This is a genomic window from Olivibacter sp. 47 (genome assembly GCF_030372825.1).
Lineage (GTDB): Bacteria > Bacteroidota > Bacteroidia > Sphingobacteriales > Sphingobacteriaceae > Olivibacter > Olivibacter oleidegradans.
Genome location: NZ_JAUCNR010000001.1, coordinates 1,786,921 through 1,799,833 on the forward strand (window position 1 = coordinate 1,786,921; position 12,913 = coordinate 1,799,833).

At 43.8% G+C, this 12,913-nt stretch carries 9 protein-coding genes; all 9 read right to left on the minus strand.

Translation table 11 applies throughout. The features are described from left to right. Nucleotides 1-2: 2 nt before the first annotated feature. A complete protein-coding gene (locus QT327_RS07890; protein ID WP_130858161.1) occupies nucleotides 3-1,217 on the minus strand; it encodes a cupin domain-containing protein in 1,215 nt (404 codons plus the stop codon). A 19-nt stretch (nucleotides 1,218-1,236) separates the two neighbouring features. Further along, complete coding sequence (locus QT327_RS07895) at nucleotides 1,237-2,319, minus strand: aldose 1-epimerase family protein (RefSeq protein WP_289552558.1); 1,083 nt, start codon at nucleotides 2,317-2,319, stop codon at nucleotides 1,237-1,239. After that, the gene (locus tag QT327_RS07900; protein ID WP_289552559.1) at nucleotides 2,316-4,892 is read right to left on the minus strand and encodes a c-type cytochrome; all 2,577 of its coding nucleotides are present in this window, start codon (nucleotides 4,890-4,892) and stop codon (nucleotides 2,316-2,318) included. Before QT327_RS07900 ends, QT327_RS07895 begins: the two co-directional genes overlap by 4 nt. Further along, nucleotides 4,882-5,013, minus strand: a complete 132-nt coding sequence (locus QT327_RS07905) for a hypothetical protein (protein ID WP_289552561.1) — start codon at nucleotides 5,011-5,013, stop codon at nucleotides 4,882-4,884. The genes QT327_RS07900 and QT327_RS07905 overlap by 11 nt, the downstream gene beginning before the upstream one ends. A 146-nt stretch (nucleotides 5,014-5,159) precedes the next feature. After that, a complete protein-coding gene (locus QT327_RS07910; RefSeq protein ID WP_165447069.1) occupies nucleotides 5,160-5,315 on the minus strand; it encodes a hypothetical protein in 156 nt (51 codons plus the stop codon). A gap of 143 nt (nucleotides 5,316-5,458) precedes the next feature. Further along, nucleotides 5,459-6,937, minus strand: coding sequence for a RagB/SusD family nutrient uptake outer membrane protein (locus QT327_RS07915; RefSeq protein ID WP_130858163.1), 1,479 nt, complete (start codon nucleotides 6,935-6,937; stop codon nucleotides 5,459-5,461). A gap of 93 nt (nucleotides 6,938-7,030) precedes the next feature. Further along, on the minus strand, nucleotides 7,031-10,441 hold the full coding sequence (locus QT327_RS07920) for a TonB-dependent receptor (RefSeq protein ID WP_289552563.1): 3,411 nt from the start codon (nucleotides 10,439-10,441) through the stop codon (nucleotides 7,031-7,033). Nucleotides 10,442-10,630: 189 nt separating this feature from the next. Then, the gene (locus QT327_RS07925) at nucleotides 10,631-11,806 is read right to left on the minus strand and encodes a FecR family protein (RefSeq protein WP_013663772.1); all 1,176 of its coding nucleotides are present in this window, start codon (nucleotides 11,804-11,806) and stop codon (nucleotides 10,631-10,633) included. A 109-nt stretch (nucleotides 11,807-11,915) separates the two neighbouring features. After that, nucleotides 11,916-12,482 (minus strand): RNA polymerase sigma-70 factor, encoded by a 567-nt coding sequence (locus QT327_RS07930; RefSeq protein ID WP_013663773.1) that lies wholly within the window; start codon nucleotides 12,480-12,482, stop codon nucleotides 11,916-11,918. Between the last annotated feature and the right edge of the window lie 431 nt (nucleotides 12,483-12,913).

Below are 12,913 nucleotides of genomic sequence, written 5' to 3' on the forward strand. Positions count from 1 at the left end.
GCCTAAAAGTTGGTTTTATCTAAATCAGGATTAGCAGGACCGAAGTGTTTCAATAAGACCATCGGATCAACACGTGAATAATTGCTGATGGTAACACCATTTACTGCAGCCTTTTCCGATACGAAAAACTCATCATTAGTAAGCTGGTTGTACCGAATGAGCGCCGGAGTTTCAACCTCCCAAATACCTAGCTTTCCACGGCCTTGCATCATAATCAATCCGTAGGCGGCGCCATCATATATCGTCACCGTTTGGCCTGGCAGAATGGTCAGTTCCTTCGCGCTAAAGGCGTCAGACTTATAACATATCCATTTTTCCTCATAACCCATTTCTCTCATCTCCGCCATTGATTTTACCGGCACAGGACGCATGAAGCGATTTTTCATCATATGGGGATCTACGTTCAACTCCCAATCGATCACATCCAGCAATTCGTCAAAATCGCCGATACGCTCTTTGGGCGTACCATTCCATAATAGCTCTTCGGGTATAACGGCCTCGTTGACGAGCGATTGGTACATCGCAAAGACATCCGAAGCTTTCTGCGGCTCATAAGTACATAAACTGCCCGGTGCGTGAAGCAAACCGGGTGGGACGTCCCACCCCGTACCAGGCTCCAAGCGGAATGCTTGTGAAAAATTGGTAATCTTATTATCGCCTTTTGAAAAATTCATCAAACAAGTTTTTATTTGATCCTTCGTTGTACCGGGCGCGATTCCCATAAACGTATAAGGGAAGTCGCCCCCATGATTATTCAGCTGTGGCGGAAAATAATAGGCTTCCGGTTTGCCCTGTTGACCGATGAGTGCTGCTTTCTCATCATTATGATGGATATGATGTGGAAGTGGGCCCATATTGTCAAAAAATTTGGAATACATCGGCCAGCTTTTGTAAGCATCCCATAGACGTTGACCGATTAATTCGCCTTTGAGTAGTTCAACAGCATCACGGAGCAGGGCCTTTTGCACGGTAGAACCCTCTTCATACACAATAAAGCTTAAGCCCTCGTGCTCGCCTGTTAATGGGCCATTTTTAGCGGGTGTCGTGGATGAGAGCCAGCGTTCGTCAATACCCCCTCGTTCGCCACCCAATATGTAGTAATCGTCCGGATGTAATTTAATACGCCTACCGGGTACACAGAAAGATCGGGGCACCCAATTGGGTGCTAATCTTAATATCCCCCCTCCCTGTTCCATTGCTTTTTGAATAATATTCATCCTATCTTTATTTAAAAGTTTACAATTCGTCTGTATACGTTGAAAGCAGCTTTTCAATAGCCGCCTGTTGGCTGATCACGTCAAGCGTTAGCGTGTAACCACGCGATTCGCCCGGTTTCAATAAAATCAATTGCTGCTGCGCTCTCGCTTTATGTTGACCAATCGGCGGATGCGTACCCGGCTCCAAGCCGGTAACGTATTCGCCCCGCCCCCAATGCTGCCAGTTTGTTAGCCAAGGAAGCTGGCTTTTTTGAAAGGATAAGGAAACAGCCAAGCCGAGGTGCTCGTTATACACACCACATTGGCATTTCCCGTTCGGATCACTCTTGACGTCGATAAAGGCAGCCTCTTCCCCTTGTCCGTTATGGATCGACAAAGGCGCGCTACATTTTTTGAAAGCTTTACCTTCCTTAAAGAGTTTATTTTTTGCTCCCGTCTCTCGTGCTTCCCAGCTCCCATGCCATAACAGTCGGCTTCCTTCGTCCACTAAAGGCCAACCGAAATTGAAGTGATAGAGTAGCATATGAGGTACGGCCGTATTCCCGTAATTGGTAATACGATCATCGATATAGATTGCGGGCTTTCCCAACACAGCCCGGATCGTCCTTTTTAGCTCAAGATTAGGCCCTAGCGGGTGCCCTTGTCTGATGATTCCCGTCATAGACATCGTAGGTTCAGCATCACGCAGATCCGGTTGGATAACAGCGATTATTTCAGCAGGTGAATTACTGATTTGATCGTGTAAACCGCGTGCACCAAAATCATCCTGCTCGGGCCCACCTGTATGAGTAAGCCCACAGGTTACTAATAAACCACCTCCAAAAGTTCGCAGCCAATCGGTACCGCGATCTGCAAATGGTTGTGCCTTCATGACGCCTAACCGACTTAACCAGGATAGGCTATGCTGATTAAAGAAGGCCTCCGCGATGTCCATTGCCCGATCGATGACGACCTTAAACCGCAAGCCTGCGCCGGTATTAATCCAAGCAATACGGGTTCCCGCCCCAAGGCCATTATCCAACACCGAGGTTTCTATCCCACCCAGTTGACCGGGATTAGTGACTTTTTCTAACCAGTTACCTCTTTGCTTGTCATCCATCATTTAGCTTTCTTGGGTTTGAACAATTCACTTTCGGCATTTCCCCCCGACTTCAGGTAGGCCATCAGGTCTTTAAGTTCCGCTGGATTTAATACATTGATCGTACCCGGAGGCATCATGGAAACTTCTGCTATCTTGCTAGCCATCACACTTTTCTTAGGGATTTGCTTTAAGACCTGTGGTGCATAAGGGTTTTGCGAAACATAATAATTCTCTTCGTCCTCATTTTTAAGTCGGCCTAAAATAGAACTGCCATCTTTCAGCGTAAAGACCGTGGAGGCATACTGATCTGAAATAACCTTATTGGGTTCGATAACTGATTCCAAAATGTCCTTCATGGTAAAACGTGTACCCAGCTGCGTTAAGTCGGGCCCGATAGAACCACCCTCACCCCGTACCGTATGGCATGATTTACAACGAATCGCGGCAAATAGCGCTGCCCCTCTTTTAAAATCACGATCGCCTGAGTCTTTTTCGACAATCGGCAGGGCATCCTCCATCTTCCAATTTTTACCCGGACCCTTTGGTCCTTCCCCCTCAAAAGCCAAGGAAGTGCCGGTAGCACTCAAAAGCGAATCGCCGGATAATTTATTATAATGGACGTATTCACTTTTCCCAACCTTTTGTAAGGCCCGTTTTCGCGCTCTGTCCAAAAAGCCGATATAGCTATTGCCTCCTTTATATCCAAAGGCATCGTAAAACCATTTAAAGTATACCTCGCGCAGTTGCGTTGTCCACCCGCTTTCTGCCACACTCAATACGGTAGCAAAATAGATTTGCTGTGCAGGTGGCATTTTGGCCAACATATTGGCAATATCCAAGCCATATTGTGGGTTCCGCAAAATCAGGTCGGAAGACTGTGTAACGGTTTCTCGACCGGCCGTGTCATCTTTAGCCGTATATAACAAAGGAACGGTTTTCTCTACTACATCTTTGGCATCAAGGGCGACCAAGATCTTGCTTAATTGTTGATTTAACGCATTATTCCCCGAAGGATACAAACTTCCGATCTGCTGTATAATCACCTCCTTGTCCTGCCTTTTAGGAATACCTAAGCGCGCGATCGTCAGTTCATAAGCTCTAAGCAAATTTTGCTGCATGACCAATGGCAAACTGGCAATCTCAACCGTTGCCATTTTTTTCAGCATGCTGCTTTGTAATGCCGGCTCACCCGTTCGCGCCAAAGCGATCATCGCCTCTGTTAAGGTCGTTACATTTCTTTCACGCAGGGCTAAGTCTATCCAGCTTGCCACCGGTTGATGCTCAATGGCTATCCGGGCTGCATAACGTATAAAACGGTCTTTATATTTAAGATAGGGCCAAAGCTTAGCAGCCGTACCGGGAGCAGCGGCATGGTGATACTGCTCTAATTCTTTCCGAAGCTTGTGCAGATAGCTTGTCTGAGCCTGGTTTTCTTTTGTTTTATCGAGGTTTATTTTTTTGAAGTCCTTATAGTAGACCCGATAAAGATCTGATTCCAGTTTTCTTCCACCTGTTAAAAAATACAAGGCACCATCCGGGCCGATTTCACCGTCGGTCAAGGCGAGCGGTGAGCCGGAAATGAACTCCTCTGCTTTGGCTTGATAGCTTGCCCCTTTTGCCCCAAGCTGTATGCTATAAATCATACCAAAACTCCAATCAAAAGCCAGCAGGCTATTTCGGTACTTTTCAGGGAATCGGGCATTATAAGCGAACATCAGATTCGTTGGTGATCCTTGTCCGATATTTAACAGCGCCGGTAAGTTATCGGGATAGTACGCCGGCCACTTATCATTGCCCTTTCGCCAACCAAATTCAGCGCCACTGGTTACATGGCAAATTCGCGTCGGACGATACCAAGGCATTCCAAAGTCCCATTCCATATCCGAATCATAAGTAAAGAGCTCTCCCTCCCGATTAAAAGCAATATCAAAAGGATTTCGGAAACCGGAACTAATCAGTTCCCACTGCGAACCCACGGAATCTGTTTTGGCAATCCATCCACCCTTATCATAGCTATCCGCATCGTGCCCTTGAGGGTCTAAAATCATACGGAAGAGATTATCCCTTTGCCAAGTGGGTGGTAATTTGTAGTGATCCATTTGCGGGAGATCGGTAAAATTGCCAGCCACTACATAGATGGATGTACTATCAGGGCCTAAGACAACGCTGTGCGGTCCATGTTCACCCGCCCCTTCCAATGCGACCAATTGAGTAATTTTGTCAAACTGGTCGTTATTGTCTGTGTCCTGGAGGCGATATAAACCGCTACCCTTTGAAAACTCGTCATTTGCTTTATGATTCACCATAACATACAGGCTGTTATGTGCCCATAAAAGTCCCTGAGCGAAACCCATTCCGATCGTTTTATCAGTAGTATCCTTCCCGGATCCCTCCACTTTAGGAAAGTCAAGTTTTTGGATTACCGGTTTCACCGTTGAATCCGAACCGATAGGCGGTAATTCGATACGATAGAGAGAACCAAACTGATCGGATGTGATCATTCGTCCCTTCTGGTCGAATGTCATAGCCACCCAAGAGCCCAATTCATTGTCTGAAGGGCTATAAATATGTTCTGCCACAAAATCAGGTGGCAAAACGATTTTTTTTTACTTTAGGGTCTACTTCTATTATTTTTTCCGGTTCTTCGCGACAGCCAACAAAGATCAACGATATGATCAGTGCCAGCCATAACACGTTACGCTTATATGATTGCATATACGATTTCTTGAATTGTTTTAGAATAATACATTAAAGGCAGGGCTACTGCATTTAGCATCTAAAGGATGTTTATGTTTATTAATCGTTTTTATTGATTGTTCTTATTGATTGTTCTTTATGCTTGATCATAAAGAACCAAACAATCAAGGCTGTCCAGTTCTCGCTAAAAATTCCGTTCCCCGTACACCGTTCTGCGGAGCCGCTCCCGCTCTCAATTCCATCCCTTCGCTTTTTCGCAGAACGTTTTTTCCGATCCTTCTAACTGAATTTTCTTTACGCTCATCCTGGAAGGCCATCATTCCCTATTCGCCATCCCGGCATAATCGTTCAGAAATGCTTGAATGACCTTGAAGAATATCGTAGCAACGAGCAACAAAACATTAGTCCATCACTCATTTTAGCAAAAAGAAAAAAATCCATTTTGCGGTGCCTGATTAAACGATTACCATCCCGGATTCTGTTCAAATCCATTTAACCGAATTTCACGCTCGGGAATTGGGTATAAAAGCATATATTCCTGTATGTTATAGGAGGCCTTGCTTAAACGAGATAGTCGCTGCTTTTCTTCGATTCCGTGTTGCGTTATCACTTCGATCGCTTTAGCCGTTCGAAGTAATTGAAACCATCGATGATTTTCAAAAGCAACCTCTACCCTTTGTTCGTGCGCAATCGCGTCACGAAGTTCCGTCTGGCTTAAACCCGACAGTGGTTGTAAGCCGGCTCTTGTACGTACCTGATTTAGATAAGGGGAAGGATCTCCTCCCTGTTCGTTTATCGCTTCTGCCAGCATGAGTAACACGTAAGCGTAGCGGTATATAGGCCAATTTTCATTAGCGCGACCGTCTTCCAAGAAAGGTGGATGATAGTATTTTTTAATAAAGGGGATTTTGCCACCAAAAGCTACCGCTTCTTGAAATGACGCATTGGACGGATCGTCAAATAATTGAATAGAGGCATCTCTACGAATGTCGCCGTTTTCATAAGCGTTCCATATACTTGGCGTGGGGATGTTTGTTCCTCCCAGTTTCCCGGGAAAGCCGGTGAGCTGCATCTTCCCGTTGTTGGGGCCAAATATGAAAATAAAATTGCCTGCCTCAGTTTGTAATGCAGCATCGTATTGAATAGAGAAGACATCTTCCGCATTATTCTTTGTTGCAGGATTAAAATTATCCGCATAATTAGGTAACAAAGAATAGTTTAAGGTTGTTACTTGGGTTAAAGTGGACGCGGCCAGCTCATATTCTTTCCTCGTTAGGTAGATCTCCCCCAATAGGGTTAGCGCAGCGCCTTTTGTTGCGCGACCAATTTCTGCACCGCTATACGACTCGGGTAAACTTGCCACGGCTCCTTGCACATCGCTTATAATCTGCTCATAAACCTGTTCAATCGCTGCGCGTCCTTCTGAAAAGGCCTTTTCGGGTTCGGCAACTTCATGAATCAATAAAGGCACCTTGCCAAAAAGACGAACTAAGTAAAAATATTGTAGGGCCCTTAGAAACTTCGTTTCTCCAATATATCTATTTTTTAACGTTTCATCCGCAAAAGGCACGGCATCTACCCGATCCAATATAACGTTGGTTTGTTGAATATTATCGTATAAAATTCGCCAACACGTGTTGACATAATTATTGGTTGAAGTAATCATGAATTCATCAATCTCCTCGCGTTGCTGTGCCCCCCGATCTGTTTCGTCGAACTGATAGTTGGTATTATCTGCGCGCATTTCGGTCAGCGCCCAGAAATCACTTGTATATAAAGTCTGTAAGGATGCATATGCTCCATTTACAGCTCTTAAAATCTGTCCCTCCGTTTGATAATAATTCTGATCACTTGAAAATGAGTAAGGTTCTACGTCCAGTAGATTCTTACAGGATGCACTAAGCAATAGCAAACATCCTACTATATAGATTCTGATCTTCATGAGAATAATTTTCTTTTAATGTCTGTGTTTAAGCTTAAAAGGATAAATTCGCACCCAAGGTAAATATGCGTGGGACGGGATAATTGGAATAATCTATACCCGGTACCAAGGCCCCTGTATCATCCCGATTGTAATTCGTCCCTTCCGGATTACCGCTGTATCCGGTAAATAAGAAAGCGTTTTGAACCGTACCATAGAGGCGCACCTGCTGAATAAATTTATTTTCCCGATCCCATTGGGCAAAGTGTAGCCCAACGTAATGTTTCTTATCCAAGCATAATCGGTTTTTTCCACTGAATACGAATGCGTATCACGAAACATAACACGACCACGACCAGTTCCATTAGTGGTAGGCACCCGTCCGCTACCTGGCTGCTCCGGCGATCGCCATCGATCGGCAATTTCTTTTCTAACATTAAAGACACCATCGATATTGCCGGTGTAAAAGTTCGTTGCTCGCAGCATTTCAGCACCTACAGATCCTACTACTAATACCCGAAAATCAAACTGTTTGTATTTTAACGTGTTGGTAACACCCCATGTAAAGTCGGGATAGGGATTTCCAATGACGTCAAAATCTTCTACCGGCGTGATCTGCCCATCGCCATTCACATCCTTAAAGCGCATATTACCCGGTATGGCCCCCGGGAAAGACGGATATCGCTCCAAATCTGCTTCATTTTGATAGATTCCTTCTACCACATAACCAAATAGCATACCTACCGGACTGCCAATTTTTGTGATATTGGTCGGGTTGCCCTCGCTGCTGGTACCGGAATAAATCGGATCGCTGCTTCGGCCTAATGCAAGCACCTTATTACGATTGAAAGACACATTAATATTCGTGCTCCAACTGAAATGGTCTTTTGCAATGTTCACGGAATTAATGCCCAGCTCAAGACCTTGGTTCAGCACATCGCCTCTATTTTCCGTAACGGTACTGAAACCTGACGATTCAGGAATCTCAACATTTAACAATAGGTCTTGTGTATTGCGATGGTAATAATCTACACTGAAAGTCAAGCGATTATCGAATCCTACGAAATCGATACCCGTATTCAATTCCCGCATTTTTTCCCAGCCTAAATTTGGATTCCCTAAAGTATTCATCACACGTCCGCTCGCCAAAGTGCCATTAAATACATAATCATTCGTTCCGATATTACTCATATAGGAGTAATTTCCAATATTAAAGTTTCCTGTAAAACCGTATGATGCACGTACTTTAAGCTCATTCAACCAAGGCACATCTTTTAAGAAATTTTCATTCGAAATTCGCCATCCTAAGGCCAAAGAAGGGAAGATACCCCAGCGATTATTCGAACCAAAGCGTGATGAACCATCGCTCCGTACCGTTGCGGTTACCAAATACTTATCCAAATACGCATAATTTGCCCTGGCGAGATATGATATCAAAGACCAATCACTTTTATCCGTCCCACCGGTTATACGAGCAGCAGCGTTTAGGGTTTCGATATCATCATCGGGGAACTGATTTCCTGTAAAATCGGCCGATTGATTTTTCTGAGACTGAACGCTAAAACCAACAAGCGCAGTCAATGAATGTCCATTGTCGGTACTGAGGTCGTAATTCAAGGTATTTTCATTCAACCAGTTTAAGTATTTCGATTGTATATAGCGTCCGCTCGGTACCGAAGGAGGGGCGGCATTTTGGTTTCCTAAGATCGACGGGCGGAAATATTCGCTGTTTCCGTCCTCATAATCGACATTAAAGGTTGTTTTGAACCGCAAATTTTTTAATATGCTATACTCAGCATAGGTATTCATTAACACCTTAATTCGACTCGCTTTATTGGTGGTCTCATTCAGCACCATTACCGGATTGGGTACGCCGAAGGTTCCCGGGGATTGGATATAAGCATTATAACTGCCGTCCGGATTGTATACGGATGGAATGGGGCTTGCAATATCAAAACCTTCGTCGCGGCCCTGACCTCTCACGCCTCCCCGTGTATAGGTCAAAGAAGGCGACACATTCAATCCAACTTTAAACCGATCCGATAAATTAGCATCGACATTGGTACGAAGTGAAAACCGGTCGAACCCCGTATTCAGCATCACCCCTTCCTGATTAAAGTAGCCTGCCGAAATATAGGTTTTGATCTTCTCTGTACCGCCCGAAACGCTTAAGTTAAGGTCAGTCATGGGGGCCACACGCGTGACCTCATCAAACCAGTTTGTTCCCTTCCCAATTAATTCAGGATTTCGATAGATTTCGGGTACATCCTCTAATGTTGGTTCACGACCTTCTTCAAAGCGAATTTTATCCATAATCGCCTCCTTGCGCCATTGAGCGAACTCCTGTCCATTCATTAAATCCGGGCGTCCGGTTTGCGGTACTTCCTGAAGACCTGTACTTGCCGATAACTGGATATTCGGCTTTCCACTCGAACCCCGTTTTGTTGTAATAATGATGACACCATTCGCGCCTCGAGAACCATAAATGGCAGTTGCCGAAGCATCTTTTAGGACCGTCATCGATGCAATGTCTTGTGGATTCAGTGCACTCATTGGGTTAGACTGCTGTCCGGAAGACGAAGGGATTGGAAAACCGTCAATAACATATAAAGGCTCGCTACCGGCACCAATGGCACCAATTCCCCTTACTTGTATTCGGGGTCCTCCACCAGGTGTACCATTTGAGGTGCTTACATTAACACCGGAAACCTGCCCCGTAAGTGCTTGGTCCGGACTTGATATGGCTTGCCCACGCACATTTTCCATCGATATAGGAGCCACTGACCCGGTAACATCTCGACGTTGCTGGCTACCATAGCCAACAACAACCACTTCTTCCAGTCCTTCAAATGAGGCGTCCAGCACGACGTCGATTCGAGCCTCTTCTCCTACTTGCATCTCTTTCTCCTGAAAGCCAATAGCACGGAATACCAATGCTTGTCCGGGGTTGACTTTGATCTGATAAACGCCATCCGTGTTGGTTGATGTACCTTTTGTGGAACCTTTAATAAGCACCGATACACTTGGAATCGGCATCCCCGAGGAGTCTGTGACGGTACCCGAAACAGTATGCTCTTGCTGTTGCAATAACTGCTCCGGTTCGTTGTTAACAAGTCGCTTCTGAAGGACGATTAATTTATCTTTGATTTGAAAGCTACAGGGTTGGTCTTTGAAAATATAGTTCAAGGCCGTTTCAACACTGACATTCTGCAATGAGACATTAAGCGGCTTCATTAACTCGATATCATTTTTTCTGTAAAAGAACGTATAGCCTGTTTGCTGTTCAATATTGACCAGCAATTGCGCTACCGTAGCGTTTTTTTGATTTAGACTAACCTTTTGTGCCAAAATCGTTTCAGCAACTGTCGTTTGCAAACAGGCGGTGGTTAATACCGCTAGCCACATATTCATGAAAAAAAGATTTTTTAGGTATTCTAACCAGCGCCTATCTTTTAATAAAGTATCCTTCGCGCTGATGCACAGACTGCACAGATACAGTCTTTTGTCAAATTGATTAATTTGCATAATTTTGCAAGGTTTGTGGTTTATCTTGGTTAAAGAATATAGCTCATCACGCTATGCCTAATTGACTCAGATTTACCCTCATTGAGACCGATAGTGCTCGCAACACTATCGGTTTATTTATGTAAATCCGCTTTGTGATTTTATACACTAAAGCTCATACATGACCCCTCCTTTTTTTGAATTGAATAATTATATAATAATTAATTTTTTACCCTCCATTTTACATTTCACACCAACGGTTTCCAATACGCTGATCGCCTCGGTCAGACTTAATGATCGTGGAATTTTACCCACATAGGTTTCCGCAAACTCGGTTCGCCGGTAGATTACCTCGACACCGTACCAACGAGCGAACTGCTTTAATACGCTTTGAATGTCCGAATCATGAAAACTGAAGTAGCCGTTTTTCCATGAAACGATCTCGGAGGCATCGACACTTCTTATTTTTATTTTCGACATATGATGGCTAACCTTGGCTTGTTGATTAGGTTTTAATATAGCTACTGCATCTGTATGCATTTGCTTCACCTTAACAGAACCTTTAACAAGCGTGGTGCGCGCCCATTTTTCGTCGCGGTAAGCATCAACATTAAATTCAGTACCCAATACGTATACTTCTTGCTGCCTCGTTTCGACAATAAAAGGAACGGCCTTTCCTTCGGCAGGATCCACTGCAAAATAAGCTTCACCGTCTAGTTTAACACGCCGCTGACCCCATGAATGGAGTGAAAAACGAATTTCAGATGCCGCGTTTAACCACACCACACTACCGTCTGCCAATACCAATTTATAGTCTTTACCCACCGGTGTTTTAATAATGGTACTATATGCTTGCCCATCTCGTGCAGAAACTTTGCGATCACTAACACAGCGGATAACATTTTCCTCTGACTTATGTATAGTTACCCCTTCCACATTTAGCGACGTGCCGACAGGCACATCGTCTAGGTTAACAACATCTCCATTGGATAAACGCAGCATCGTTTTATCATCGCTCCAAGCTCTTTCTTTTTTGGGGATCGAACCTTCCTTTTTAACCAATTCCTTCCTTTGTGTATCAGGCCTATCAAGGTAAATTAAAGCTCCAATTACCGTAAGGCTAATGATAGACGCAGCGACATACATCCACCGCTTATTTAAGCTTCTCGGACCAACCTTGTTATCACTTAGGGAAGTTAAGTGCTTAATTTTGTCGAACAACTGTTTCCGATAGGCTTCTTCATTACCGGCAAATTTTGATTGAATAATAAGCTCCTCATCCTGCCCCTCATTATACCAGGCGGCGAACTCTTTTTTTTCTTCCTCACTGATCGTGTTACTTAACCACTTCGCAGCTAGTTCCTGATATCGTGCGCTATATTTCATTGTAAATAATTGGTCTTTATAAGGATGTCCTTTGTGGAAAGCAAATCCCTTACTTCGATTTAAAAAAAAATTAAAAATATTTTCGTACTGCTGAAATGAGCAGTATTGGTTATAGAAGGGTAAATATAAAATGGCTTAGTTTTGCCCGCAGAACGCGTATTGCTTTGCCCATATGAGCTTCCACAGTCTTCTCACTAATCTTTAATTCTTCCGCAATTTGTTTTTGAGAATAACCATGATCTCGACTTAATTTGAAGACAAGCCTACATTTCTCGGGTAAATCGCGCACATAAAGGTTTAATTGGCTAAACAATTCATTAAATTGCAGCCACTCTTGCGTTGAGTTATCAACAAAACTACTGGATACCAAGCTATTGATGTAATGCTGTTTGTTAAAGTATTTATCCAACATTTTGATGACGCGATATTTAACCGATACTGCTAAATAATTGCTCAGTGAAGTATGAATTTCCAATTCCTGTCGCCGATTCCAAAGATTCACAAAAATATCCTGTACGATTTCTTCCGCGTCTTCAAATCTTTCTACTTTGTTACTGGCGACCGTTAAAAGTTTTTTCCAATAACGATTATACACTTCAGTAAAAGCTTCTTGGTCATTGTTCGTTAAACGCGTTACCAAATCTATATCTGAAAGGTTCTTATAAATCGGCTTCATTATTGGTTAACTCGGTAGATAGCAAAACTAATAAAAACAGTAAGACCGCTATCCTGTACCGTCCTGATTTAAGCGTCTGCAAAACATTTATTTAAGTGATCAGCTTTCGGATATCAGCTTATTTCCCTAGCTCAAGGCCTTAGCGGCTATAAGCTATAGGCTTTAGGCTATAAGCGGTAAGCTTTAGACAGCATCTGCCTACTGACAAGTCGGTGAGTTTATGATCTATCGGTTTATTCATCGTTCATCACTTATAACTCATCACTACCTAACTAGTTCCCTACTTAAGTCATTCCAGTGATAGCCGTACTAGATACGTACTAAAGAAAAGCAATGGAACAGGGATGGAAATAAAAGGGATAACGGAGGACAGGTGGATGTAACGTGGATATAACGTGGACTTGAGGTGGACCTGAGGTGGATTTCTAGAT

Coding starts and splice junctions, on each gene's coding strand:
- QT327_RS07890 (WP_130858161.1), bottom strand. CDS start 1,217: ATGAATATTATTCAAAAAGCAATGGAACAGGGAGGGGGGATATTAAGA.
- QT327_RS07895 (WP_289552558.1), bottom strand. CDS start 2,319: ATGATGGATGACAAGCAAAGAGGTAACTGGTTAGAAAAAGTCACTAAT.
- QT327_RS07905 (WP_289552561.1), bottom strand. CDS start 5,013: ATGCAATCATATAAGCGTAACGTGTTATGGCTGGCACTGATCATATCG.
- QT327_RS07910 (WP_165447069.1), bottom strand. CDS start 5,315: ATGATGGCCTTCCAGGATGAGCGTAAAGAAAATTCAGTTAGAAGGATC.
- QT327_RS07915 (WP_130858163.1), bottom strand. CDS start 6,937: ATGAAGATCAGAATCTATATAGTAGGATGTTTGCTATTGCTTAGTGCA.
- QT327_RS07920 (WP_289552563.1), bottom strand. CDS start 10,441: ATGCAAATTAATCAATTTGACAAAAGACTGTATCTGTGCAGTCTGTGC.
- QT327_RS07925 (WP_013663772.1), bottom strand. CDS start 11,806: ATGAAATATAGCGCACGATATCAGGAACTAGCTGCGAAGTGGTTAAGT.
- QT327_RS07930 (WP_013663773.1), bottom strand. CDS start 12,482: ATGAAGCCGATTTATAAGAACCTTTCAGATATAGATTTGGTAACGCGT.